This is a genomic window from Duganella aquatilis (assembly GCF_009674565.1).
GTDB classification, from domain to species: Bacteria; Pseudomonadota; Gammaproteobacteria; order Burkholderiales; family Burkholderiaceae_D; genus Rugamonas; species Rugamonas aquatilis.
Map to the genome: position 1 here is coordinate 47420 of NZ_WKJL01000027.1, position 24433 is coordinate 71852.

Here is a 24433-nt window from a genome sequence, read left to right on the forward strand (position 1 = left end):
TTCAGGGCGTGCCGAAATTGAAGGCGACCGACACGCGCGGCCGGTTGCCGTGGAAAGGATCGACCGCATGCAGCAGCCAGGATGGAAACACCACCAGCAGTCCCGATTGCGGCGTGATCTTTTCGGTGTAGCCGGCGGTGACGCAGCCTTCGATGCGGAAGCGCAGCAGCGGGTCGTGCATGGCCGGCAGCAGGCCGCGCGGATCGTGGAAGAATAGTTCGCCGCCGTTGTCGCCGCCGGCGTCGCCGTCATCGACGTAGTACACGGCCGACCAGAAGGCGCCGGCGTGGCCGTGCAGGGCATTGCTGGCGCCGGGCGGATTGACGTTGACCCAGGCGTTCACGCGCATCGGCAGCGATGCTTCCACCAGCCCGCCCGGCGTCAGCACCGCCGTGGCGGATTGCACCACGCCGCTAACGATCCTGCACAGTTCTTGCGCCGCCGGCAGTTCGGATAACTGGAAGTCGTCGTCCGACTGCCAGCCGCCGAGGTTGGTGTGCTTGCGGCCGGATTCCTGATTGGCCTTGGGCAGGAAATGCGCCAGCAGTGCCTGGTTGATGTGCGCCGCCTCGTCGACGTTGGTTAGCAAAAGCGGTGTGCTGAACAGCTTGTGCACGGTAAGTTCGGATGTGGACATGGAGAGCGTCGACCAAACTTGAATAGTCGGCCCGCGCGCGGGCAGCGTCAATGACCGGGCGGGTAAAACAGTGTAAAGACTTGCGTTGACTTTAACGAAAACCCGGCCTAATATTTCTGTATTGACAGAAATTAGAGAAAATCATGGAACTGACGCCGACCATCCAGAAATACATCCTGCACTGGGGCGAGATGGGCGCGCGCTGGGGCGTGAACCGCACGGTGGCGCAGATCCACGCGCTGCTGTTCCTGGCCAACCAGCCGCTGAACGCCGAGGAAATCGCCGAGACGCTGAATGTGGCGCGCTCGAACGTCAGCAACAGCCTGAAGGAGCTGCAAAGCTGGGGCCTGGTGCGCATCACCCACATGGCCGGCGACCGCCGCGACCACTTCCTGGCCTTGCAGGACGTATGGGAGATCTTCCGCGTCATCGTCGAGGAGCGCAAGAAGCGCGAGATCGATCCGACGCTGACCGTGCTGCGCGCCTGCGCGGTGGAGGCCGAGAGCGATCCGCAGCTGGAGCAGGCCACCAAGGTCAAGATGGAGCAGGTGCTGGCCTTCCTGGAAATGCTGACCACGACCTACGACGACTACAAGCATTTGCCGCCGGCCACCATGCAGCGCTTCCTGAAAATGGGCGGCAAGGTGGCGCGTCTGCTGGGCGGCGACTAAAAAAATTTGACCAATAATTTCTGTTTCGACAGAAATAACAGACGGAGGCGGTATGAAAATCCTGATACTCGGCGCCACAGGTTTGATCGGCAGCCATGCCTTGCAGGCCCTGCGCGGCGCCGGTTGCGCGGTGACGGGCCTGAGCCGTCGCCGTCCCGAAGGCGAGCGCGATTGGCTGGAGGCGGACTTCGGCGGCATGACGGCGGAGCGCGACTGGCTGCCGCTGCTGGCCGGTTTCGATGCGGTGGTCAACTGCGTCGGCATCATCCGCGAAAGCCGCGACGGCGATTTCGACCGCCTGCACCGCGCGGCGCCGGTGGCGCTGTTCGCCGCCTGCGAGCGGCTCGGCGTGCGGCGCGTGGTGCAGGTGTCGGCGCTGGGCAGCCATCCCGATGCGGCCACCGGCTACTGGCGCAGCAAGGGCGCGGCCGAAGCCGATCTGCTGGCGCGCGATCTGGAGCTGTCCATCATCCGGCCGTCGCTGGTGTATGGCGAGGAGGGCGCCAGCAGCGTGATGTTCCGCATGCTGGCCACGCTGCCGGCGCTGATGATGCCGATGGCGCATCGCGCCAGGGTGCAGCCGGTGCACGTGGACGACCTGGCGGCTGCCATCGTCAAGCTGGTGACGGCGGAACAGGCGCCGCCGCGCGAGCTGGCCGTGGTCGGGCCGCGCGCATCCACCATGGCCGGCTACCTGGACGATCTGCGGCGCGGCATGCAGGCCGCGCCGGCGCTGGTGCTGGCGTTGCCGATGCCGGTCGCGCGCATCGTGGCGCGCGTGGCGGCGCTGATACCATCGAGCGCGCTGACGCCGGAGTCGCTGCTGATGCTGGAACTGAGCGCCGACGGCAGCAATACGGCGGACGCCAGCGCCGCCGCCGCCCTGCTGGGCCGTCCGCTGCGCGATCCGGCCGGCTTTGCCCAAGCGGCGCAGCGCATCGTCGCAGTGTGGGCGTGGGCCGGCACGCTGATCACGCTGGCCATGGCGGCCCTGTGGCTGTGGACCGCCGCCGTGTCGTGGTTCGGCTGGCCCCATGCGGAAAGCCGCACGTGGCTGGCGGCGTGCGGCGTGCCGGCAGCCGCTCAGGAGCCGGTGCTGCTGGCCGCGAGTCTGGCCGACGCGGCGATCGGCCTGCTGCTGTTGCTGCGTCTGCGCCGCTGGTTGTGGGCGGCGCAGCTGGCGCTGGTGGGCGGCTATACGGCGGCCATGAGCGCGTTCCTGCCGGCCTTCTGGCTCCATCCGTTCGGTCCCTTGAGCAAGAACCTGCCCTTGCTGGCGTTGATGTTCCTGATGTGGAGAGCGAGCAGATAATGGACTACCTGGCGATCAAATGGCTGCATATCCTGTCGGCCACGGCGATGTTCGGCACCGGCTTCGGCACGGCGTTTTACATGTTCTTCACCAACCGCACGCGCAACGTCGCCGCCATCGCGGTGGTGACGCGGCTGGTGGCGCGCGCGGACTGGTGGTTCACCACGCCGTCGATCGTCATCCAGCCTCTGTCCGGGCTGTGGATGATACACCTGGCCGGTTTTCCGTTCAGTTCAAGCTGGATCGTCTGGTCGATCGCGCTGTATCTGCTGGCCGGCGCCTGCTGGCTGCCGGTGGTGTGGCTGCAGCTGCGCATGCGCGACATGGCGCAGCAGGCCGCGCGCGATGCGGCGCCGTTGCCAGCGCGCTACTGGCGTCATGAAAAAATCTGGACCGCGCTCGGCGTTCCCGCCTTTGTGGCGCTACTGGCCGTATATTGGCTGATGGTGCACAAGCCAGTATGATTTTGGTATAGTGTTTCTATTTAGAAACATCCAATTTGGAGGCGACATGAATAAGGTCACGGTGCGGGCAAGCCTGCTGGGCGTGCTGGTGTTGTTTACAGTGATGTTGCTGGCTGGCGCGGGACTGGGCATCTTTGCCTTGCAACAGTCCAACCAGTCGATTGCGCAGGTGCATACCATCTCGACGCAGATCATTACCATCAACGACGCCTACAAGGACACCACCCGCACCCGCTCGGCGCTGACGCGCGGCTACGCGGCGCTGAAGGAAAACGACAACAAGGCCGACCGCGACTCCGCGCTGACCAACGGCAAAAAATCCTACCAGCGCACGCTGGACTTCCTCGACAAGTTCGAGAAGGCGCCGGCTTTCCCCGGCCAGGATGACCAGCTCAAGAAAGACCTGGTCGATTCCGGCCGCAAGCTGTCGGCGGTGCTGGACCGCGCCTTCGAGGCGCTGGCCAAAGATGACACGGCCGCCTACTCGGCCATCAATTCCAAGGAGCTGACGCCGGTCGGCGCGGCGTTCTCGGCGTCGCTGGAAAAATTCCAGAAGCTGGGCGATGAGCAGATCAACGAACTGGCCAGCAAGCGCGCCAGCGAATACACCATCGTCATGTGGCTGGTGGCGCTGGGCCTGCTGATCGCGCTGGGCGTGGTGTTCGGCACCCACCTGATGCTGCGCTCCACCGTGCTGCTGCCGCTGGAAGGGGCCGTCAGTCAGCTGGACCGGGTGGCCAGCGGCGACCTCACCGCCCATATCGAAGCCAACGGCGACAATGAAATCCAGCGCCTGCTGAAGGCGATCCAGCGCATGCAGGGCGATTTGCTGTCGACCGTGTCGCGCGTGCGCAATGGCGCCGACATCATCAACACCGGTTCGCAGGAACTGGCGGCGGGCAATATGGAACTGTCGTCGCGCACCGAGACGCAGGCCAGCTCGCTGGAGGAAACCGCCGCCTCGATCGAGGAGCTGACCAGCACCGTCAAGCAGAACTCCGACAACGCCCAGCATGCGCGCTCGCTGGTGGAAGGTGCGTCCAGCACGGCGGCGCAGGGCGGCAAGGTGATGACCCAGGTGGTTAGCACCATGAACGACATCAACGACGCCTCGCGCAAGATCGTGGACATCACCAGCGTGATCGACGGTATCGCCTTCCAGACCAATATCCTGGCGCTCAACGCGGCGGTGGAAGCGGCGCGCGCCGGCGAGCAGGGACGCGGTTTCGCGGTGGTGGCCACCGAGGTGCGCAATCTGGCCCAGCGTTCGGCGGCGGCGGCCAAGGAAATCAAGGTGCTGATCGACGACTCGGTGCACAAGATCCAGCTCGGCACCACGCTGGTGGAGCAGGCCGGCACGACGATGACCACGCTGGTCGGCAACGTGCACCAGGTGACGCAGATCGTCGGCGAAATCGCCAACGCCAGCCGCGAGCAGAGCGAGGGCATCGACCAGGTCAACCAGGCGGTGGCGCAGATGGACCAGGTCACGCAGCAGAATGCCGCGCTGGTGGAAGAAGCCGCCGCCGCTACGCAGTCGCTGCAGGATCAGGCCAGCGAGTTGCAGCAGACGGTTAGCGTGTTCAAGATCAACGACAGCGCACCGGGCCGGCAGCTGGCGCTGCGCTGATCAGGCCGAGTGCAGGCTGGGCGCCGTCCGCAATTCCTGCAACGGACGGTGGTCCACCCACTGCGCGATGTCCACGCTGTTATCCAGGAAGCCGCGCGCCAGCAGGAAGTCGTTGAATGAGGCCAGCCCCGCCAGCGATTCGGGCGCCAGATCGACGCGCAGCTTGCGGTGCAACTGCGGGCCGTAGGCGGCCCGCACCAGCTGTGGCGCCGAGCCGGTTTCGTTGGCGATATAGCGGATGGTCTCCAGCGGATGCGACGCCGCCCAGTTGCCGGCATCGACCACCAGTTGCAGGAAGCCGCTGACAATATCGGGAAATTCGCGCAGCGTCGCACCGCTGACCGTCAGCGGGCGCGGCGTGCCGTTATTGTTGCGGATCGCCGGATCGGGATGAAAGCCGATGTCGGCCACCACCAGCGCATTCAGCATCTGCGCAATCTCCAGCCCTGCCGAACCGCGCACGTAGATGGCGTCGACCTGTCCCGCCAGCAGCGCGTGGGCTTCGGCCAGGTAAAGCCGCCGCTGGTCGCGCGCCACCTCCACCAGCGTGACATCGCCGTCATCCAGACCTTCCAGGCTCAGGGCATTGAGTACGCCGCGCAGGGTGGTGGCGCGGAACATGTCGATCTGGTCGGCGTCGCAGCGCGGGATGGCGATGCGCTGCCCGCGCAGGTCGCCGATGGTGCGGATGTGCGACTGTTGCAGGGTGACGATCTGCTGCACTTCGTCGGTCCACGTCAGGCCGATCACCCGCGTGTCGGCGCCGCGTGCACGCGCCCACAGGGCCGGCGCGCTGCTGCCCTGGCGGAAGGCGTGACTCAACATGTATTCCAATTGCTGCGTGGCGTCGGCCATCGGCTGGCGCGTGCGCAGCGAGCGGATCGCCACGCCGTCGGCCGATGGCTCGCCATTGAGCCAGCCGAGATGCACGGCGATGCTGAGTGGCGTGGGTACCGGCGAGCGCTCGTACCAGAATTGGGGAAGGGCTTGAGTCATGAGGAGCGGTCCGTGTTTTTGATCCGTCCATCGCCTGCAAGAGCCATGCCAAGGCTCGGCGCGCGCATCCGTGTCGTGGGGCGCGCCGGGCTGCTGCGCCAGCAGCAACGGATCACCAGCTTTTTGCGTCCAGGGCAGCAGGCGGGCTGCGGGCAGTTGGATTCTTTCTATTCTTATGCAAAACCGTCGCTTCCATCATGGCGGCTGTCATGTTAACTTGAACAGCTCATGATGCCATTGAAAGTCCGCCATGGAGGTGCTCAGCTTACCCAATCCCGCCCATCACGCGATCTCGATCCGCGCCAAGGCGCTCGCGTTTGAGGACGCCGCGTCCAAGGTGCTGCTGGAGCGCATCCGGCTGATCGCGCCCAGCGATGCCACGGTGTTGGTAACCGGCGAAAGCGGCACCGGCAAGGAACTGATCGCGCGCCTGGTGCATAGCCTGTCGGAGCGGGCCGAGCGTCCTTTCATCGCCGTCAACTGCGGCGCCTTTTCCGAAACGCTGATCGAGAGCGAGCTGTTTGGCCACGAGCGCGGCGCCTTTACCGGCGCGCTGGAAAGCCGCGCCGGCTGGTTCGAGGCCGCCAGCGGGGGCACCTTGTTCCTCGATGAAGTGGGCGATCTGCCGCCGGCGGCGCAGGTCAAGCTGCTGCGCGTGGTGCAGGAGCGCGAGGTGGTGCGGGTCGGATCGCGCAAGCCGGTGAAGATCGACGTGCGGCTGGTGGCCGCCACCAATGTGCGGCTGGAAGAGGCGGTGCGCGCCGGGCATTTTCGCGAAGACCTGTATTACCGTTTGAACGTCGCCAAGCTGGTGCTGCTGCCGTTGCGCGAGCGTGCCGACGACATCGCGCCGCTGACGCGCCACTTCATCGACCTGTACAGCAAACGCCTGCGCATCGCCGCCCCGGTGCTGGAAGCGGAAGCCTTGCTGCGCCTGAAGCGCTACTCGTGGCCCGGCAATATCCGCGAACTGGAAAACGTCATCCACCATGCGCTGCTGATCAGCCGTGGCGGCAAGGTGACGGCCACCGACCTGCATTTCTCGTCGCTGGGCGAGCTGTCTTCCGGCAGCGCGCCGGCCGGTGGCGCAGTGGCGCCGGCCGCCGCCAGCACGCCGCAGCAGGCGTTGCGCGAGGCGCTGTTACGCCTGTTCGACGAACCCCATCCCGACCTGTGGCAAGCCATCGAGGGTGAGGTGTTTGCCAGCGCCTACGAATACAGTGGCCATAACCAGTTGCAGACATCGCGTCTGCTTAACCTCAGCCGCAACATTGTGCGCGCGCGCCTGGCCGACCTGGGCATCATCAAGGGCAGCGCTGGCGGTGCGCTGTAATGCCTCGCCGTTGCTGATGCACTGCTGCTGCGGCAGCAATGTGCTGATTTTTCGATGATCATTCCGCGCAGCGATTGTTGCGTCTTTCCCTTGTAAATAAAGGCTTTCTGCCGTTTACAAGGCGGTGGCATGCTTCCTGCAAACAAGTCTCCCGACAAGTCCTTTTTAAATCACCGGGAGTGGCAATGAGAGCAGCAATAACAGGCAAGGCGGTACATGATCTGACGGCACGACGCGGCAAGCGGCACTGCATGGCGCTGGCGCTGCTCGGCGCATTTGGCGCGCCGGCCTGGGCCGCTGATGACGTGCCGTCGGCGGCAGTTGAAGCCAGCGCGCCCAAGACCAGTGCCAACGCCGAGGAAGATGGCGCGGTGCTGCAGCGGGTGGTGGTGACCTCGGAGAAGCGGCGCGACAATGTGCAGTCGATCGCCTCGGCGGTGACGGTCATCGGCGGCGATACGGTGGAGAACAGTGAAGTGCGTAATGCCGGCGACATCATCCGCTTTGTGCCGAACATGACGGCCGACACCACCGATGGCCACGGCCGTCCGAAATTTTATATCCGCGGCATCGGCCTGTCCGACGCTTCGGTGTGGAACACCAATCCGATCGGCACCTATCTCGACGACGTGTATATCTGGAATGCCTCCACCGTCGGCTTCCCGTTGTTCGATCTGGAGCGGGTGGAAGTGCTGCGCGGGCCGCAAGGCACCTTGTGGGGCAAGAACACCACCGGCGGCGCCATCAACTTCATCTCGCGCAAGCCGACCTTCAGCAACGACGGCTACCTCAAGGCCAGCGTCGGCGACAAGGGCAGCACCCTGGTGGAAGGCGCGGTTGGCGGCGCGCTGAAGGAGGACGTGCTGGCGGCGCGCGTGTCGGTGCATCGCGAAGAGTCGGATCGCTACGCGCAGAACAGCTTCGTGCCCGGCACCGAGAAGTGGCGCGACCTGGCGCTGCGCACCCAGTTCCTGCTGAAGATATCCAATAGCTTCGACGCACTGCTGAATCTTCACTACCGCGACTTTGACGGCCCGGTGCTGTTGAGCGGCACCACTACCGTGCCGACCCAGACCCGCTTCGATATTCCAGCGCTGGTGGAGCCGACCGATAATCTGAAGCAGAAGGGCGGGGCGCTGACCTTGAACAAGGAGTTCGCCAGCGGCGTGACGCTGACCTCCATCACCGGCTATGAAAAATTCGACCGCAGCCAGACCAGCGCCGATTCGGTGACCTATGAATCGAGCCGCGGCCGCACCGTATTCGCGGTCGACCAGTTCAGCCAGGAGCTGCGCCTGGCGTCGCCGAAGACCGGGCCGCTGTCATGGCTGGTGGGCGCCTACTACTTCGACGGCAAGCTCGATTTCAGCTCGCAGACCGGCGTGCTGCCCGGCTCCCTCACCGCCAGCGGCGGCAACAAGGCGCGCAGCTACAACACCACCGACTACACGCTCAAGTCGACCAGCTACGCCTTGTTCGGCAACGCCGACTACAAGTTCAGCGACCGCGTCGACGTGGCGCTGGGCCTGCGCGAAACCAGCGAGAAGAAGGATATCGATTATCTCTACCGCACCGCGCCGGCCGGCGTCGCCTACACCAACGTGGCGCAGTGGTGGCTGCCGTCCAGCCTCGGTGCCGGCCTGAGCACGGCGGCGGCGCAGGATGCGTCGAAAACCTGGTCGGCCTTCACCTACGACATCACGCCGTCGTACCAGGTCAGCGAGGATGTGCGGGCCTACTTCCGCTACTCGAAAGGCTTCAACGGCGGCAGCTTCAACGCCGGCGCCACCACGCAAAGCCAGGTCACCACCATCCAGCCGGAATATCTGAAGTCATATGAGCTGGGCGTGAAGAGCGAATGGTGGCAGCACCGTCTGCAGGTCAACGTGGCCGGCTTCTACTACGACTATACTGACATCCAGCAGAAAGCCACCACCCTCAATCCGCTCAATCCGAGCCAGCAGGTGCTGACCTTCATCAACGCGCGCGGCGGCGATGTCAAAGGCCTCGACATCGAAGTGGCGCTGGTGCCGGTCAAGGATCTGCGGCTGGCGGTCAATCTCGGCCTGAATCACACGGAGTTCACCGACTTCCAGGACACGCTGACGCACAACTCGGCCGGCAACTGGTTCAACCGCGTGCCGCGCGTGATCGGCAACGTGCAGGCCGAGTACAAATACCGCTTGAATAACCGCGGCGCGCTGGTGTTCAATACCGACTGGGGCTACCGCAGCAAGGCCTACTTCAACGCGGTGGACCAGACCAGCGCCTTCCTGACCGAGAAGGCCTACTGGCTGGGCAACCTGTCCGCCGGCTATGTGGCGCCGCAGCAGCAGTACGAGCTGCGCGCCTATGTGCTCAACGCCACCGACAAGGTGTACCGCAACACGGCGCTGATCACCGGCCTGTATTCGTATGGCGCGCCGCGCACCTACGGCGTATCGGCCACTTACCGCTTTTAAGGAACCGTCATGGGCCAGATCTTGAATTCCACCGCACGTCCCCGCAGCTTGCGCTGGGCCGGTGCCGCCGCGGTTGGCGTCATGCTGCTGGGCGGCGTGCTGTGGCTGGCACTGCGTCCCGGCGCGGCGCCAGCTGCGGCGGCGCCAGCGGTCGGCTTCCGCATCGCCGCCTCCGCCATCGGCAATCCGGAGAAAATCAGCAAGGAGCTGCAGACCGCCGGCCCGCTGGGCTATGCGATTCACCTCGGCGTATTCCAGCGTGAGCTGGCGCGCGACGGCTTCCGCTTTGACGGCGTGGTGGGTTTCCAGCGCACGGCGGCGGCGCTGCTGGGCATGATGAGCGGCCAGGCTGAACTGGCCAGCACCGGCGATTCGCCGGCCGTACTGTCGCGTGCACGCGGCGAGCAGCAGCGCGCGCTGTATGTCACGCCGCCGAGCGACACCCAGTCCGGCTTCTGGGTGGTGGGCCGCAAGGGCGGTCCGGCCACGCTGGATGCGCTGGGCGGCAAGCGTGTTGGCCTGCTGTTCGGCTCCACCTTCGACTACGCCTTCCAGACCGCCGCGCAGGGACTGAACCTGAAGGACGTGGCGTATACCCAGCTGCCGTCGTCCGCCGCGCTGCCGGCGCTGCAGAACGACCAGCTGGACGCCTACGTGACGTCGGCCGCCGTGGCCAAGCTGTGGGTGGACCGTTATGGCCTGACCCTGGTCGGCAAGCTGGGCGACGTACCGGCGACCGGCCGCACGGTCAGCGTGATTTCGGCGCGCGCCGACTTCCTGGCCGCCAATCCGCGCTTCGCAGCGGCTTTCTGGCGCGGCCTCAAGGCCGGCATCGATGCGATCCGCAAGGACCCGGAAGCCTATTACCGCTGGAGCGCCGACAGTACCGGCTATCCGCTGGACGTGGTGCGCGCGACTTCCAGCATCGACTTTGAAGACCGGCCGATCTCCGATGCCGGCGCCGAGGCGCTGAAAAAGCTGCTGGCGTTCCGCGTGGAGCACCAGGTGGCGCAGGCCGCGTTCTCGGTGGACGACTGGGTGGTGCGGCAATGAGCGCGGCCATCGACCACGCCGACGTGACGCTGGCGCCGCCGGCGTCGCTCCACGCGCGGCCACGCTCGCCGCGCAGCAGCCTGTTCCTGCGGCTGTCGGTGCCGCTGCTGATCCTGCTGGCCTGGACCCTGGGTTCGGCCAGCGGCGCGCTGCCGCGCAATGTGCTGGCGCCGCCATGGACGGTGCTCGATAGCGCCTGGTCGCTGGCGCGCTCGGGCGTGCTGTGGCACCACCTGTCGCTGTCGCTCACGCGCGCCGGCCTGGGCCTGCTGCTGGGCGGCAGCTTCGGGCTGTGCCTGGGCATCCTGGCCGGCCTGTCGCGGCTGGCCGAGGAACTGGTCGACCCGACCATGCAGATGATACGGGCCGTGCCCTTCCTGGCGCTGATCCCGCTGCTGATCGTCTGGTTCGGCATCGGCGAGTCGTCCAAGATCCTGCTGATCGCCGCCGGTGCGGCCAAGCCCATGTACCTGAACGCCTATGGCGGCGTGCGTAATGTCGATCCCAAGATCATCGAGGCGGCGCGCATCTTCGGTCTGGCGCGCTGGCGCCTGATCGCCGAGATTTACTTTCCGGCGGCGCTGCCGTCGCTGATGGTGGGCCTGCGGCTGTCGACCACCATGGCGTTGCTGGCACTGATCGGCGTGGAGGTCATCAACACCACGCAGGGCATCGGCTTCCTGATGCTGCAGGCGCAGGAATACTTCAAGACCGAAATCCTGATCGTGTGCGTGGTGATCTATGCGCTGTTCGGCCTCGCCACCGATCTGGTGGTGCGGCGGCTGGAGCGCCTGCTGATGCCGTGGCGCGCAGCCTGACAACGTGGTGAACTTTTGAACGGACATAATATGGCGGTATTAAGCAAGCTGAGACTGGCCGACGGTCCTGCGGCGGCGCCGGCGCCGGCGCCGGCGTCGACATTGGCCGCGCAGGTGCGCGGCGCGCGCAAGGTCTTCGACGGCAAGGCGGTGCTGGATGGCTTTGACCTGGCCATCGGCCAGGGCGAATTCATCGCCCTGCTGGGCAAGAGCGGCAGCGGCAAGACCACCTTGCTGCGCATGCTGGCCGGGCTGGATGATGTCGACAGCGGCAGCGTGCTGGTGGCCGAACGGCGCACCGTGGTGTTCCAGGAACCGCGCCTGGTGCAGTCGAAGCGGGTGATCGACAATGTGCTGCTGGGACTGGACCTGTCGCAGCGCCAGTCGGCCCTGTCCGCGCTGGAAGAAGTGGGACTGGCCAGCCATGCCGATGCCTGGCCGGCGACGCTGTCCGGCGGCGAGGCGCAGCGCGTGGCGCTGGCGCGTGCGCTGCTGCGCGCGCCGCAGCTGCTGATGCTGGACGAACCGTTTGCCGCGCTGGACGCGCTCACGCGCATCAAGATGCAGGCGCTGGTGGCGCAGCTGTGCCGACGCCACCGTCCGGCCGTGCTGCTGGTGACGCACGATGTGGACGAGGCGATCCAGCTGGCCGACCGGGTGCTGGTGCTGAGCGGCGGCCGCACCATCCTGGATGAGCGCATTGCGCTGGACCATCCGCGCCAGCGCGGCGCGCACGAATTCGATCAGCTGCGGGCGAGGTTGTTGCGTACGCTGGGCGTGACGGAGGCAGCGTGAGCGTGTCCGCCGCGGCGCCGCTGCGGCGCTACCCGCTGCTGCGCTGCCTGGCCATCTACCGCACCATGCCGCTGCTGGTGGGCGCCACCTTGCTGCTATTCGTGGCAGCCAATGCCGGCCTGGCGTGCCAGCAATGGCTGCTTGGCCTTGCCGTGCACGATGTCACGCAAGGAAAGGCCGTGTTGCGGCTGGCCGACGGCACGCTGGATCATGCACCGGCGCTGCGTTGGCTGGCCGTGCTGGGCGCCGTGGCGCTGGCGCGCGCACTGCTGGCGTATGCGGTGACGCTGGCGTCGCAACAATGCAACCAGCGTTTGCTGACATTGCTGCGCGCCCGTATTTTCAACCAGGTCCAGCAGCTGCCGCTGGCCTATCACTGGCGCCACGGCATGGGGGAGCTGGTCAGCCTCACCACGCGCGACGCCGACAAGGTGCGCGACGCCATGATTACCTTCTGGCGCCAGGGCGTCGACACGGTGCTGGTGTTGGTCGCGGTGCCGGGCCTGTTGAGCTGGTACCACCCGGCGCTGGGCCTGGTGCCCTTGCTGCTCAGTGCCGTGGCGCTGGCCCTGCTGCTGCACCAGGCCGGCCATCTGGTGGTGCTGGACCGCGCCACCGGCGCCGCCTATGACCGCGTCAACCAGGACATTTCGGAAGGCGTCACCGGCGTGCGCGTGATCAAGTCGTTCGTGCTGGAACGCCAGCGCAGCGAACGGTTTGCGCGCGAGGTGGCCTTGTTTGCGGCGCAGTCGCGTGCCGCGCTGGTGTATGCCAGTTCGCGCGTGCCGCTGCCGCAGACGGTGGTGGCGATGGGACATGTGTGGATCATGCTGTACGGCGCACAACTGGTCGCGCGCGGCCAGCTGGATCTGGGACAGCTGACCGCCGCCTTGCTGCTGGCGACCATGCTGGTGTTCCGCCTGGAGGGCGTGGGCAGCGCCATGCAGGCCTGGTCCGACGCCCGCTCCTCGGCCGGCCGCATCTGGGATCTGCTCGACACGCCGCTGTCGCTCGGCGGCGGTGCCGGCGTGCTGCCGCCTGGTCCACTAGGGTGCCGCCTCACGCAGGTGACGCTGGGCGCGCCTGGTGGTGGCAAGCAGATACTCGACGACTGCACGCTGACGCTGGCGCCCGGCGAAGTGGTGGCGCTGGTCGGTCCCACCGGCGCCGGGAAAAGCATGCTGGCGCACCTGCTGCCACGCCTGCTGAAACCGGACAGCGGCACGGTGGAATTGGGTGCCGGTGCGGACGGTTGGCAAGACGCCGCCAGTCTGGATCTGGCGGCGTTGCGGCGGCGCGTGCATGTGGTGCCGCAGGAGAGCTTCCTGTTTTCCGATACGGTGGCGGCCAATCTGCGCCTGGCCGCACCGCATGCCAGCGACGCCGACCTGCAGCGCGCACTGAGGCTGGCCAGCGCCGGCGATATCGTCGCCGGCCTTGAACATGGACAGGAAACGCAACTGGGCGAGCGTGGCGCGACGCTGTCCGGCGGCCAGCGGCAGCGGCTATGCCTGGCGCGCGCCTTGCTGGCGGCGCCCGACCTGCTGGTGCTCGACGATGCCACCAGCGCGCTGGACGCCGTCACCGAACGACGTGTGCTGGAGGCGCTGCGCAGCGACGCCGCCGGCCGTCCGACGCTGCTGCTGATCGCCAGCAAACTGTCCACCGTGCTGCATGCCGACCGCGTGCTGCTGCTGGATGGCGGCCGCATCGCCGCCACCGGCACCCATGCGCAGCTGGCGCGCGGCTATCGCGCCTACCGCGAGTTGCTGGGCATGGACGAGGAGGTGGCCCATGGCTAAACCGGCAGCACTCACCAGCGACCTCGCCACCGAAGAAGCGCTGGCCGGCAAGCCGCTGTTGCGCCGCGCCGCGTTGCAACGCCTGCTGCCGCTGCTGCGGCCCGTACGGGTGCGCATCGCCGCCGTGGTCGTGCTGGAAATCCTGCTGGTGGCGTCGATTTTCGTGCGGCCCTGGTTTGTGCGCGAACTGGTCGATCATGGCCTGCTGCGCGACGGCAGCGGCTGGCGGCTGGACTGGCCGCTGCTGTCATGGCTGGGCGCCGGGCTGGCCGCAACCTGGGTGGCGCGCTTTGCGCTGGCCGGCGCCGCGCGCTACCAGGCCGGCAGCGCCGCCATCGCGGTGCTGAACGATTTGCGGGTGCGGGCGTTCACCCATGTGCAGGCCTTGAGCGTGTCGTACTTCGACCGCGCCAAGGCGGGCCGCATCATGTCGCGCCTGGACCGCGACATCGACAGCCTGGAACCGCTGCTGATCCAGGGGCCGCCGGAGCTGCTGTCGGTGGTGCTGCGCTGCGTGCTGGCCGGGGTTCTGCTGTGGCATATCGCGCCGCCGTTGTTTGCCAGCCTGGCCATCGTGATCGTACCGCTGGCCGCCGGCACCTGGCTGTTCCGGCGTGTCACGCGCAGCAACTGGGCCCGGGTGGCCGAGCACCGCAGCGGCTACACCGCGCATCTGGTGGAGACCGTCACCGGCGTGCAGCTGCTGCAGCAAAGCGGCCGGCAGGCGGCCAACCTGCTGCGCTATCAGGCGCTGCTGAAACTGTTCAGCACCTCGATGATACGCGGCGGCGTGACTTCCGGCTGGTTCGCGCCCTATACCGGATTGCTGTCCAACCTGGCCATGGCACTGCTGCTGTTCAGCGGTGCGCACGGTTTGGCGCAGGGCGATGTCAGCGCCGGCCAGATCATCGAGAGCCTGTTCTATGTGGTGCTGTTCCTCGGACCGTTGCAGGAGCTGGGCGACCTGTTCGAGCGCCACGCGGCGGGGATGGCGTCGGCCGACCGCATTTTCCTGCTGCTCGACACCGTGCCCGAAGTGCATGACCGGCCGCAGGCCGGCGCACCGGCCAGGGTGAATGGCCAGGTCGATTTCGAACAGGTGCGCTTTGCCTACCGCGCCGACCTGCGCGAACCGGTGATACGTGGACTGGATCTGCGCATCCGCGCCGGCGAGATGCTGGCCATCGTCGGCCCGACCGGCCATGGCAAGAGCACACTGGTGCAGCTGCTGACGCGCTTCTACGACGTGCAGAATGGCCGCATCGCGCTCGATGGTGTCGATGTGCGCGACTATACACAGCACAACCTGCGCCGCCACATTGGCGTGGTCTTACAGGACAACGTGCTGTTCACCGGTTCGATACTCGACAACCTGCGTCTGGCCGCGCCCGACGCCGACGACGCCACGTTGATCGCGGCAGCGCGCGCCCTGGGCGCCGACGAAGTGCTGGAACGGTTGCCGCACGGCTACCACACCGAAGTCGGCGCCTCGGGACGGCGGTTGAGCCACGGCCAGCGGCAACTGGTGTGCCTGGTGCGCGCCTACCTGGCCGATCCGGCGGTGCTGGTCTTGGATGAAGCCACGTCGGCGGTGGACATGCACAGCGAACGGCGCATCAGCCGCGCGCTGCGCCGGCTGTGCGCAGGCCGCACGTCGATCGTCATCGCGCACCGGCTGGCGACCATCCGCGACGCCGACCGCATCGCCGTCATCCGTCATGGCGTGGTGGAGGAGCTGGGTGGTCACGAGGCCTTGCTGGCGCGGGACGGGGTGTATGCGCAGCTGTACGCCAGCCATGAGCGCAGCGCTGCTGTGCCAGCAGCCTGCGTTCCGGCTGTTGCTGGCGCAGCAGGCTGACGCTGGAAAACATGCAAATGGGCCGGTAAACCGCTCCATTTGCGTGGCATGGAGTTTGCAAAACAAGGAAGACGAGCATGGCCGCCGGCCAGCCGAATACTACCCAGGAGAGCATGATGAGCAAAGCACTAGATACTTTGTGGTACACCCGCTGCCCGGTGCCGACGGGACTGGGCATCGCCCTGCAACGCGGCTGGCTGGAAGAAGCGTTTGCGCAGCAGCATACCGCCATCAAGTCCTTGCAGGAATCGGATGACGTGGCCGTGCGTGAATCGCACTTCGACCATACGCTGCAAAACTCGGTCCGTCATGGCGGCAACATCCCCGCCATCTGGGCGCGCGCCGCCGGCCGCCAGACCCGCGTGCTGGGACTGTCTTGGGCCGATGAAATCCAGCTGATCCTCACCTTGCCCGGTTCCGGCATCAACAGCGTGCGCGATCTGAAGGGCCGCAAGTTCGGGCTGCCGTTGTGGCGCAATGTGCAGATCGATTTCGCGCGCGCGCAGGCGATGCGCGCGCTGGAAAACGCGCTACGCCTGGACGGTCTGGAAGTGTCGGACGTGGAATTGGTCGATTTTGTGATCGAACGGCGCCCGAGCGAAGAACCAGTGGTGCGTATCGACGGCAAGGCCGATCTCAGTACCGGCGGTGGCGGTTCGCGCAACGCGGAGCTGGTGGGCCTGTTGCGCGGCGAAGTCGATGCGATCTTCCTCAAGGGCGCGCACGCGGCGCAGCTGGTTCACCACTTCGGCCTGCAGGTGGTGATCGACACCGGCTCGCATCCGGAACCGCTGGTGCGCGCCAACAATGGCACGCCGCGTACGCTGACGGTGGACCAGCACCTGCTCGACAACCATTACGACAGCGCCGTGCGGCTGGTGGAAACCACTTTGCGCGCCGACCAGTGGGCACGCGCGCACCCGCTGGAAGCGCGCCAGTTCCTGGCCCGCGAGACCAACAGCAACGATTTCTGGGTGCGCCGCGCCTATGGTGAGGATGCGAACCTGCGGCTGGGGACCAACTTCGACGAAGGTGCGATAGTGGCCCTGCAGGACTTTACAGACTTCCTGCATCGCTGGCAGTTCATTCCGACGACGTTCGACGTGCGCGAGTGGATCGATGTCGGCCCGTACGAGCAAGCCAACGCGCACCTGACGGCGCGCGCCGCGTAAGGGGAATGGCATGACGGATAACGCCTTGAAGAAGCTGTGGTTCACCCGCTGCCCGGTGCCGACCGCCACCGGCCTGGCCTACAAGCTGGGCTGGCTGGACGAGGAATTCGCGGCGGACGGCATCACGCTGTCCACCCTGCAGGAGCAGCCTGCCAACAGCGCGCTGGCGCGCCACCACTACGACCACGATCTGCCGGAGCTGATACGCGAAGGCGGCAACATGCTGGCGCTGGCCGCGCGCGCGCAGGGCGCCGATACGCGCCTGATCGGCCTGACCTGGATCGACGAAGGGCAAGCCATCATCGTGCGCGCCGGTTCCGGCGTGCGCGAGGCGTCGCAGCTGCAAGGCCTGCGTGTGGCGCTGCCGGCGTATGTCGATCATCCGATCGCATCGCATGTGCGTGGCTGCAGCATTGCGCGCGGCATGTCGCTGCATGGCGTCAAGGGCGTACTGGCTTCAGCCGGGCTGGCGCTTGAGGACGTGCGCTTTGTCGAAGTGGAGGCGACGCTGCGGCGCGATGGCGCCGGCGCGCTGCAAGGCTTGTGGGCCGGGCTGGAACATCTGGCCGCCGGCCGCGTCGATGCGGTGTATGTGAAGGGCGCGGCGGCGTTCGATGCGGCGCGGCGGCTGGGGCTTGAGGTGGGCGTCGATATCGACGCCTTGCCGCAGCGCTTCCGCGTCAACAATGGCACGCCGCGGCCGATCACCGTGCATCGCAGTTTGCTGGACAACCATCCGGAGCTGGTGGCGCGCTTCCTGGCGCAGGGTTTGCGCGCGGCCGACTGGGCCGCCGATAACCTGGACGGCGTGCAGCGGGTGCTGCAGGATGAAACGCGCGGCAGCGCGCAGGCGGTGACGCAGGCTTACCGTGACGGCTTCCATCGCGCGCTGCATCCGGACCTGTCGCCGGAGCGTTTGGCGCTGCTGCGCCAGCAGACCGACTTCCTGCTGCTGCACGGCTTCCTGGATGCCGATTTCGATCTCGAAGCGTGGACCGACCGGCGTCCGCTGGCGGCGGCGCGCCGGCTGTTGCAGCAGCAGGAGGTGGCGGCTTGAGTCTTACGCCGCGTCGACCGGCACGGTTCTGCCGTGCCAGCCTTCATCCTCTTCCGCGATGACCAGGTAGTCGCCGGGGCCGGGCGCTTGCGCCAGCAGTGCGCCGCCCGGCGCCCAGAAGGCACTTTTTCCGGCGACGGCGTAGCCGCCGGACGGCGCGGCGTGGTTGGCCATCAGGACGCCCATTCGATGCTGTCCGGCGTAGCCGCGCAGCAGCGCCGCATCGGCGTCATAGCCGCCGTTTGAAATCAGCACGCCGGCGACGTAGAGCGAGGCGCCGGCGTCCGCTGCGGCGCGCGCGTGTTCGGCGCGCGTGGTGTCGGCGCAGATGGCTTCCACATAGCGCTGGTCGTGCAGCGCATGGGCGTGGGCGCCGATGGCGCCGGGCTGGACGTGGACTTGTTCGCCGTCGTGCAGGTATTGCTTGCGGTAGGTCCGGCTGCCGCCGTCCGGCGTGAAGGTGATGCTGGCGATGCACGGTTGCGCGGCGCCGTCGTCGAGAAGGGGCGCGCCGACGATGACGGTCATGCCGGCCGCGATGGCGGCTGTGCGCAGCGGCGCCAGGCGGGCGTCGTCCGGCGTCAGTGCGCAGGTGCGAAGCAGCGGCAGTTCGTAGCCGCACAGCGACAGTTCGGGGAATACCAGCAGCTGCACGCCTTCGGCGCGCGCGGCGGCGATGAAGCGCAGGTGCGTGGCCACATTGGCGGCGATGTCGCCGGCCACCGACGGGGTTTGTGCGGCGGCGATGCGCAGGCTCATGATTTGTCCTGTTTCAGTGGTTTGCCCTTGTCCATCACTTCGCGGCAGTCGCCCTTGAAGGTGGCGTTGTCGTAGTTGGTCCAGCCGTAGCTGTCGACGTAGCGCTTGTGCTGCCTGAACTGCGCGTTGAGGAAGCTCCACTCCAGCTTTTCATCGTCGTACTGGATGTCGCCCAGGTCCAGCAGCGTGTGGAACATGTTCTCGGTGGCCAGCCGCGCCTTGCGGTGCTTCAGCAGCTGGCTGATTTTTTCCGGATAGCGATCCTTGTATTCGTCCGAGTACCAGACCATGGCCGGCACGTGGAATTCATACTGCGTGTTGTGGCCGTGGAAGGCGATGCGGCAGCTGCCGTCGTACAGCGTCTGGCCGTGGTCGGCCACGTAGACCATCGAGGCCAGTTGCTGCGTGTCCTTCAGCTGGCGGATCACCTGCGACAGGAACCAGTCGGTGTAGAGGATCGAGTTGTCGTAGCTGTTGTTCAGCTGCGGCTTGATTTTCAGGTCGGTGTAGACCGGCTTGTCGACGCCGAACAGCGACGGCTGCCACTTGTCGAATTCCTTCGGATAGCGCTGGCTGTAGTTCCAGTGGTTGCCCAGCGTGTGCAGCACGATCAGCTTTTTCGGCGCCGCGTCGGCGATCGCGTGCTGCAGGGGATTGAGCAGGATCTGGTCGAAGTTGGAGTTGTTGGTGAAGCCGCCCAGGTTCATGAACTGGATCACGTCGGCCTCCTTGGCGAACACCGACACCGGCGTGTCGAACTGGCCGAACGAGATCTGGTTCGACAGCCAGAAGGTCTTGAAGCCGGCTTCCTTGTAGGCGGTGAGGAAGGATTTTTCGTAGAAGCCGTCCTTCAGGCTTTGCGTGGCCGGCTTGCGCGAGATGATGACCGGCACCGACAGCCGCGTCGCCGAGACTGCGGTGATCACGTCCGGCAGCGCCACCAGGTTGGCTTCCTTGTTCAGCAGCGGCGTGGTGTCGCGCGCGTAGCCGTTGATGCCCCAGCGGTCGTAGCGCGACGATTCGCCGATCACCATGATGACGATTTCCGGCGTGTCGTTCCTGGCCGGCTGGTGCGCGTGGAAGCTGAAGTTGCGGCTGCGCCGGCCCAGGTCGGCCAGGTATTCGCGCTCCTTGTAGAAGTCGACGCCGCGCGCGGCCAGGCCGAACGGCCACGAGGCGGCAAAGTCGCTGAAGCCGACCGGCGCGCGCAGCCGCCAGGGCAGGGCGCCCAGCTTCCAGCCGGTGCGCTGTTCGCCGGCGATGGCGGCGTGCTCCGGATCACTGGCGGACGCTTCTTCTTCCGAGGACTCCTCCTCGCTGGCCGAGGCCGACGATGCGCTGGCGTGCGCCGACGGCTTGCCCTGCACGCCGAACTCGCGGCCGTACAGGAGCAGTGCGCCCAGCGCTAATAATATGCCGAGCACCGCCTTGCGGCTGGCGCCGCGCCAGGCCAGCGCCGGGCTGCGCCGCGCCGCCACCTGCACCGCGCTCCACCAGGCGATCACGCCCAGCAGCACGGCCGCCATCAGCCAGACTTTACTGCCGAGGAATTCCATCGCCTCCTTCGGGCTGGTCTCGGCGATGATGCCCAGGTGGTGGGTGGAGATGCCCTGGCCGTAATAAATGAACAAGTAAATCTCGGTCGGCAGCGCCAGGAAGGCCGGGATCAGCAGCCAGTGGAACCAGGCCGGCCGGCCGAGCACGCTCCACACCGTCAGCCAGGCCAGCAGTTCCACGGCCAGCACATGCCCCAGCTCGGGCGCCGGCCGGCCCAGCAGCAGGGGCACGCAGGGCACCAGCGTCAACAGCAGGTAGCTGAGCAGCACGAACAGGGGAGCGGGGCGCAACAGGGATCGCATCAAGGGCAGGCGGCAGGAAAAGGTAGAAAAGTCCGGATTATTTGCTATTATCAAGCGTTTCCTGACCTTTCTGCTAGTGCTTGCTTACCCGCTGCAAGCCGCGAAATAGATTGACCGAACTGCCGTTCACGTCTATACTCGCGAGTTCTCAATTTATTCTGCACATCGTATACGCTGAATCAGGCCGCTCCAGGCGAGTGGCTGTTTGCGCCTCCGGTGTCGCAATAAATCGGGAGAAGGTTTTTTGTCCCCGGCATTATGTCCGGGTTGTTAATGTTGTTATTTAGTTGGGTTTAGAACGATGCCAACCATCAATCAACTGATTCGCCAACCACGTACCAAACTGGTCGTGAAGAGCAAATCGCCGGCGCTGGAAAACAGCCCGCAAAAACGTGGCGTGTGCACCCGTGTGTACACCACCACTCCTAAGAAGCCTAACTCGGCACTGCGTAAAGTTGCCAAAGTGCGTCTGACCAACGGTTTCGAGGTTATCTCGTACATCGGCGGTGAAGGCCACAACCTGCAGGAACACAGCGTTGTTCTGCTGCGCGGCGGTCGTGTAAAAGACTTGCCAGGTGTGCGTTACCACATGGTTCGCGGTGCACTGGATACCCAGGGCGTTAAAGACCGTAAGCAAGCTCGCTCGAAATACGGCGCGAAGCGTGCTAAACAGGCTAAGAAGTAATTTAATTAATTGAGTTGAGCCGGTCGCGAGACCGAGTAAGTGGATGGCTATGATGGCCGCCGCGAGTGACCGCAAGGCACTCAACTGAAGATAGGAAGGAATTGACATGCCACGTCGTCGTGAAGTACCCAAGCGCGAGATCCTGCCGGATCCAAAATTCGGCAACACCGATGTCGCCAAATTCGTGAACGTTCTGATGCTGTCCGGTAAAAAATCGGTCGCAGAAAACATCATCTACGGTGCCTTCGAGCACATCGCCGAGAAATCGGGCAAAGACCCGCTGGAAGTGTTCGCTACCGCGATCAACAACGCCAAGCCGCTGGTTGAAGTGAAATCCCGTCGCGTTGGTGGTGCAAACTACCAGGTGCCGGTTGAAGTCCGCCCAGTGCGTCGTATGGCTCTGTCCATGCGCTGGCTGCGTGAAGCTGCCAACAAGCGCAGCGAAAAATCCATGCCACAGCGTCTGGCTGGTGAGCTGATGGAAGCCGCCGAAGGCCGTGGCGGTGCGATGAAGCGTCGTGACGAAGTTCACCGCATGGCTGAAGCGAACAAGGCGTTCTCGCACTTCCGCTTCTAATAAAATCGGCCAGATCCTGCGTGGTCTGGCTGTTATCCGTTGTTCGAGGCCGGGCTCATTTTTTCTCCAAAAAATGGCGCTCGGTTTTGTCCATTAAACGATTTAGGATTAATTATGGCCCGCAAGACCCCCATCGAGCGCTACCGCAACATCGGTATCTCCGCTCACATCGATGCAGGTAAGACCACCACCACCGAACGCGTTCTGTTCTACACGGGCGTGAACCACAAGATCGGTGAAGTTCACGATGGCGCCGCCACCATGGACTGGATGGAGCAAGAGCAAGAGCGTGGTATCACCATTACCTCCGCTGCGACCACCTGCTTCTGGAAAGGCATGGCGAACAACTTCCCAGAACACCACATCAACATCATCGACACCCCGGGCCACGTTGACTTCACCATTGAAGTTGAACGCTCGATGCGCGTGCTGGATGGCGCTTGCATGGTGTACTGCGCAGTCGGCGGCGTGCAGCCACAGTCGGAAACCGTGTGGCGTCAGGCCAACAAGTACAAAGTGCCACGTCTGGCCTTCGTCAACAAGATGGACCGTACCGGTGCGAACTTCTTCAAAGTGTACGAGCAGATGCGCGCACGCCTGAAGGCCAACCCAGTCCTGATCCAGATCCCGATCGGCGCCGAAGACAACTTCAAAGGCGTGATCGATCTGGTCAAGATGAAAGCGATCCTGTGGGACGACGCTTCGCAAGGCATGAAATTCGACTACGTCGATATCCCTGCCGAGCTGGCCGATTCGGCTGCCGAGTGGCGCGAGAAGATGGTGGAAGCCGCTGCTGAAGCGACCGAAGACCTGATGAACAAGTACCTGGAAGAAGGTGACCTGTCGGAAGCCGAGATCAAGAAGGCACTGCGCGAGCGCACCATCGCCTCCGAAATCGTGCCAATGATGTGCGGTACCGCCTTCAAGAACAAGGGTGTACAGGCCATGCTGGACGCGGTCATCGAATACCTGCCGTCGCCGATCGACATCGACGACGTGAAAGGCACCGACGAAGACGAAGAGCCAGCCACCCGTAAAGCCTCGGACGACGAGAAATTCTCGGCGCTGGCCTTCAAGATCATGACCGACCCGTTCGTTGGTCAGCTGGCCTTCTTCCGCGTCTACTCGGGCGTGATCAACGCCGGCGATACCGTGTACAACTCGGTCAAAGGTCGTAAAGAGCGTCTGGGCCGTATTCTGCAGATGCACGCCAACCAGCGTGAAGAGATCAAAGAAGTGCGCGCCGGCGACATCGCCGCTGCGGTGGGTCTGAAAGACGTGACCACCGGCGAAACCCTGTGCGATCCATCGTCGATCATCACCCTGGAAAAAATGGTGTTCCCAGAGCCAGTGATCCAACAGGCTGTGGAACCAAAAACCAAGGCTGACCAGGAAAAAATGGGTCTGGCACTGAACCGTCTGGCGCAGGAAGATCCGTCGTTCCGCGTCAAGACCGACGAAGAGTCGGGCCAGACCATCATCGGTGGTATGGGCGAGCTGCACCTGGAAATTATCGTTGACCGCATGAAGCGCGAATTCGGCGTGGAAGCGACCGTGGGCAAACCACAGGTTGCCTACCGCGAAACCATCCGCAAATCGGTGGCCGACGTTGAAGGCAAGTTCGTCAAGCAGTCCGGTGGTCGCGGTCAATACGGCCACGCCGTGCTGACCATCGAGCCGCAGGAACAAGGCAAGGGCTTCGAGTTCATCGACGCCATTAAAGGCGGTACCGTGCCACGCGAATACATTCCAGCAGTGGAAAAAGGCGTGCGCGAAACCCTGAACAACGGCGTGCTGGCAGGCTACCCAGTGGTGGACGTCAAAGTCACCCTGACCTTCGGTTCGTACCACGACGTCGACTCGAACGAAAATGCATTCCGCATGGCCGGTTCGATGGCGTTCAAAGAAGGCTGCAAACGCGCCAGCCCAGTCATCCTGGAACCAATGATGGCTGTGGAAGTGGAAACGCCGGAAGACTACGCCGGTACCGTGATGGGCGACCTGTCGTCCCGCCGCGGTATGGTGCAGGGCATGGACGAAATCCCAGGCGGCGGCGGCAAGATCATCAAAGCCGAAGTGCCACTGTCGGAAATGTTCGGTTACTCGACCACCCTGCGTTCCGCAACCCAGGGCCGTGCAACCTACACCATGGAGTTCAAGCACTACTCCGAGGCGCCTAAGCACGTGATCGACGCGATCGTTACCGCGAAAGCGAAGTAATTCTGGTATTTTTGCGGCCGGGTAGATCACCTGGCCGCACATTTAAAACATTGTTCTAAGGAAGAATCAAAATGGCAAAAGAAAAGTTCGAGCGGACTAAACCGCACGTCAACGTAGGCACCATCGGTCACGTCGACCACGGCAAAACCACCCTGACCGCTGCAATCGCAACCGTTCTGTCGAAGAAATTCGGCGGCGAAGCGAAAGCCTACGACCAGATCGATGCTGCACCAGAAGAAAAAGCACGCGGCATTACCATCAACACCGCGCACG

General features: G+C 65.0%; 21 protein-coding genes. 17 read left to right on the top strand and 4 right to left on the bottom strand.

The genetic code is table 11. The features are described from left to right. Position 1 precedes the first annotated feature (1 nt). On the bottom strand, positions 2 to 637 hold the full coding sequence (locus GJ698_RS25650) for a TIGR02466 family protein (RefSeq protein ID WP_154360703.1): 636 nt from the start codon (positions 635 to 637) through the stop codon (positions 2 to 4). Between the two features lie 143 nt (positions 638 to 780). Here GJ698_RS25650 and GJ698_RS25655 point away from each other — a divergent pair, with 143 nt between their 5' ends. From GJ698_RS25655 to GJ698_RS25670, 4 genes are read left to right on the top strand one after another with little or no spacing between them, the layout of a single operon-like run. After that, a complete protein-coding gene (locus GJ698_RS25655; RefSeq protein ID WP_154360704.1) occupies positions 781 to 1308 on the top strand; it encodes a GbsR/MarR family transcriptional regulator in 528 nt (175 codons plus the stop codon). Positions 1309 to 1360: 52 nt separating this feature from the next. Continuing rightward, positions 1361 to 2620, top strand: a complete 1260-nt coding sequence (locus GJ698_RS25660) for an SDR family oxidoreductase (protein ID WP_154360705.1) — start codon at positions 1361 to 1363, stop codon at positions 2618 to 2620. Then, positions 2620 to 3084 carry a DUF2269 family protein gene (locus GJ698_RS25665; protein ID WP_154360706.1) on the top strand — a complete coding sequence of 155 codons (465 nt, stop codon included), beginning with the start codon at positions 2620 to 2622 and terminating at the stop codon, positions 3082 to 3084. The genes GJ698_RS25660 and GJ698_RS25665 overlap by 1 nt, the downstream gene beginning before the upstream one ends. Positions 3085 to 3130: 46 nt before the next feature. Beyond that, complete coding sequence (locus GJ698_RS25670; protein WP_154360707.1) at positions 3131 to 4714, top strand: methyl-accepting chemotaxis protein; 1584 nt, start codon at positions 3131 to 3133, stop codon at positions 4712 to 4714. Here GJ698_RS25670 and GJ698_RS25675 read toward each other — a convergent pair whose 3' ends face one another. Then, positions 4715 to 5710 carry an ABC transporter substrate-binding protein gene (locus GJ698_RS25675; protein ID WP_154360708.1) on the bottom strand — a complete coding sequence of 332 codons (996 nt, stop codon included), beginning with the start codon at positions 5708 to 5710 and terminating at the stop codon, positions 4715 to 4717. Between the two features lie 250 nt (positions 5711 to 5960). Here GJ698_RS25675 and GJ698_RS25680 point away from each other — a divergent pair, with 250 nt between their 5' ends. The 9 genes from GJ698_RS25680 (at position 5961) to GJ698_RS25720 (ending at position 18060) form a co-directional block, all read left to right on the top strand. Continuing rightward, positions 5961 to 7043 (top strand): sigma-54 interaction domain-containing protein, encoded by a 1083-nt coding sequence (locus GJ698_RS25680; protein WP_154360709.1) that lies wholly within the window; start codon positions 5961 to 5963, stop codon positions 7041 to 7043. A gap of 185 nt (positions 7044 to 7228) precedes the next feature. After that, positions 7229 to 9505 carry a TonB-dependent receptor gene (locus GJ698_RS25685; RefSeq protein ID WP_154360710.1) on the top strand — a complete coding sequence of 759 codons (2277 nt, stop codon included), beginning with the start codon at positions 7229 to 7231 and terminating at the stop codon, positions 9503 to 9505. A gap of 9 nt (positions 9506 to 9514) precedes the next feature. Further along, the gene (locus tag GJ698_RS25690; protein ID WP_154360711.1) at positions 9515 to 10558 is read left to right on the top strand and encodes an ABC transporter substrate-binding protein; all 1044 of its coding nucleotides are present in this window, start codon (positions 9515 to 9517) and stop codon (positions 10556 to 10558) included. Further along, positions 10555 to 11376 carry an ABC transporter permease gene (locus tag GJ698_RS25695; protein WP_154360712.1) on the top strand — a complete coding sequence of 274 codons (822 nt, stop codon included), beginning with the start codon at positions 10555 to 10557 and terminating at the stop codon, positions 11374 to 11376. Before GJ698_RS25690 ends, GJ698_RS25695 begins: the two co-directional genes overlap by 4 nt. Positions 11377 to 11406: 30 nt before the next feature. Beyond that, the gene (locus GJ698_RS25700; protein ID WP_154360713.1) at positions 11407 to 12171 is read left to right on the top strand and encodes an ABC transporter ATP-binding protein; all 765 of its coding nucleotides are present in this window, start codon (positions 11407 to 11409) and stop codon (positions 12169 to 12171) included. After that, positions 12168 to 13973 (top strand): ABC transporter ATP-binding protein, encoded by a 1806-nt coding sequence (locus tag GJ698_RS25705; protein WP_208023880.1) that lies wholly within the window; start codon positions 12168 to 12170, stop codon positions 13971 to 13973. The genes GJ698_RS25700 and GJ698_RS25705 overlap by 4 nt, the downstream gene beginning before the upstream one ends. Further along, positions 13966 to 15831, top strand: a complete 1866-nt coding sequence (locus tag GJ698_RS25710; protein ID WP_154360714.1) for an ABC transporter ATP-binding protein — start codon at positions 13966 to 13968, stop codon at positions 15829 to 15831. The genes GJ698_RS25705 and GJ698_RS25710 overlap by 8 nt, the downstream gene beginning before the upstream one ends. Positions 15832 to 15947: 116 nt before the next feature. After that, entirely contained in the window at positions 15948 to 17003 is a 1056-nt protein-coding gene (locus GJ698_RS25715) for an ABC transporter substrate-binding protein (RefSeq protein ID WP_154360715.1), read from the top strand. 10 nt (positions 17004 to 17013) lie between these two features. Continuing rightward, the gene (locus GJ698_RS25720; RefSeq protein ID WP_154360716.1) at positions 17014 to 18060 is read left to right on the top strand and encodes an ABC transporter substrate-binding protein; all 1047 of its coding nucleotides are present in this window, start codon (positions 17014 to 17016) and stop codon (positions 18058 to 18060) included. 3 nt (positions 18061 to 18063) lie between these two features. Here the strand turns inward: GJ698_RS25720 and GJ698_RS25725 are convergent, their stop codons facing one another. Beyond that, entirely contained in the window at positions 18064 to 18819 is a 756-nt protein-coding gene (locus tag GJ698_RS25725; protein ID WP_229260172.1) for a carbon-nitrogen hydrolase family protein, read from the bottom strand. Further along, positions 18816 to 20666: a phosphoethanolamine transferase gene (locus GJ698_RS25730; protein ID WP_503826449.1), complete on the bottom strand. Its 1851-nt coding sequence runs from the start codon at positions 20664 to 20666 to the stop codon at positions 18816 to 18818. Before GJ698_RS25730 ends, GJ698_RS25725 begins: the two co-directional genes overlap by 4 nt. Before the next feature lie 313 nt (positions 20667 to 20979). Between GJ698_RS25730 and rpsL the strand changes: the two genes are divergently transcribed. The 4 genes from rpsL to GJ698_RS25750 all read left to right on the top strand — a co-directional run. Next, the gene (gene rpsL, locus GJ698_RS25735) at positions 20980 to 21363 is read left to right on the top strand and encodes a 30S ribosomal protein S12 (RefSeq protein WP_092281397.1); all 384 of its coding nucleotides are present in this window, start codon (positions 20980 to 20982) and stop codon (positions 21361 to 21363) included. A 106-nt stretch (positions 21364 to 21469) separates the two neighbouring features. Beyond that, the gene (gene rpsG / locus GJ698_RS25740) at positions 21470 to 21940 is read left to right on the top strand and encodes a 30S ribosomal protein S7 (protein ID WP_154360718.1); all 471 of its coding nucleotides are present in this window, start codon (positions 21470 to 21472) and stop codon (positions 21938 to 21940) included. Between the two features lie 114 nt (positions 21941 to 22054). After that, positions 22055 to 24160: an elongation factor G gene (gene fusA, locus GJ698_RS25745; protein WP_154360719.1), complete on the top strand. Its 2106-nt coding sequence runs from the start codon at positions 22055 to 22057 to the stop codon at positions 24158 to 24160. Positions 24161 to 24231: 71 nt separating this feature from the next. Then, a partial coding sequence (locus tag GJ698_RS25750; RefSeq protein WP_229260173.1) for a GTP-binding protein occupies positions 24232 to 24433 on the top strand: 202 nt, incomplete at its 3' end.

Excerpts from the sequence above, each read along its gene's own strand:
- rpsG (WP_154360718.1), top strand. The coding sequence starts at position 21,470 with ATGCCACGTCGTCGTGAAGTACCCAAGCGCGAGATCCTGCCGGATCCA.
- GJ698_RS25720 (WP_154360716.1), top strand. The coding sequence starts at position 17,014 with ATGACGGATAACGCCTTGAAGAAGCTGTGGTTCACCCGCTGCCCGGTG.
- GJ698_RS25650 (WP_154360703.1), bottom strand. The coding sequence starts at position 637 with ATGTCCACATCCGAACTTACCGTGCACAAGCTGTTCAGCACACCGCTT.
- GJ698_RS25715 (WP_154360715.1), top strand. The coding sequence starts at position 15,948 with ATGAGCAAAGCACTAGATACTTTGTGGTACACCCGCTGCCCGGTGCCG.
- fusA (WP_154360719.1), top strand. The coding sequence starts at position 22,055 with ATGGCCCGCAAGACCCCCATCGAGCGCTACCGCAACATCGGTATCTCC.
- GJ698_RS25685 (WP_154360710.1), top strand. The coding sequence starts at position 7,229 with ATGAGAGCAGCAATAACAGGCAAGGCGGTACATGATCTGACGGCACGA.
- GJ698_RS25660 (WP_154360705.1), top strand. The coding sequence starts at position 1,361 with ATGAAAATCCTGATACTCGGCGCCACAGGTTTGATCGGCAGCCATGCC.
- GJ698_RS25710 (WP_154360714.1), top strand. The coding sequence starts at position 13,966 with ATGGCTAAACCGGCAGCACTCACCAGCGACCTCGCCACCGAAGAAGCG.
- GJ698_RS25655 (WP_154360704.1), top strand. The coding sequence starts at position 781 with ATGGAACTGACGCCGACCATCCAGAAATACATCCTGCACTGGGGCGAG.
- rpsL (WP_092281397.1), top strand. The coding sequence starts at position 20,980 with ATGCCAACCATCAATCAACTGATTCGCCAACCACGTACCAAACTGGTC.
- GJ698_RS25725 (WP_229260172.1), bottom strand. The coding sequence starts at position 18,819 with ATGAGCCTGCGCATCGCCGCCGCACAAACCCCGTCGGTGGCCGGCGAC.
- GJ698_RS25695 (WP_154360712.1), top strand. The coding sequence starts at position 10,555 with ATGAGCGCGGCCATCGACCACGCCGACGTGACGCTGGCGCCGCCGGCG.
- GJ698_RS25670 (WP_154360707.1), top strand. The coding sequence starts at position 3,131 with ATGAATAAGGTCACGGTGCGGGCAAGCCTGCTGGGCGTGCTGGTGTTG.
- GJ698_RS25700 (WP_154360713.1), top strand. The coding sequence starts at position 11,407 with ATGGCGGTATTAAGCAAGCTGAGACTGGCCGACGGTCCTGCGGCGGCG.
- GJ698_RS25680 (WP_154360709.1), top strand. The coding sequence starts at position 5,961 with ATGGAGGTGCTCAGCTTACCCAATCCCGCCCATCACGCGATCTCGATC.
- GJ698_RS25665 (WP_154360706.1), top strand. The coding sequence starts at position 2,620 with ATGGACTACCTGGCGATCAAATGGCTGCATATCCTGTCGGCCACGGCG.
- GJ698_RS25675 (WP_154360708.1), bottom strand. The coding sequence starts at position 5,710 with ATGACTCAAGCCCTTCCCCAATTCTGGTACGAGCGCTCGCCGGTACCC.
- GJ698_RS25690 (WP_154360711.1), top strand. The coding sequence starts at position 9,515 with ATGGGCCAGATCTTGAATTCCACCGCACGTCCCCGCAGCTTGCGCTGG.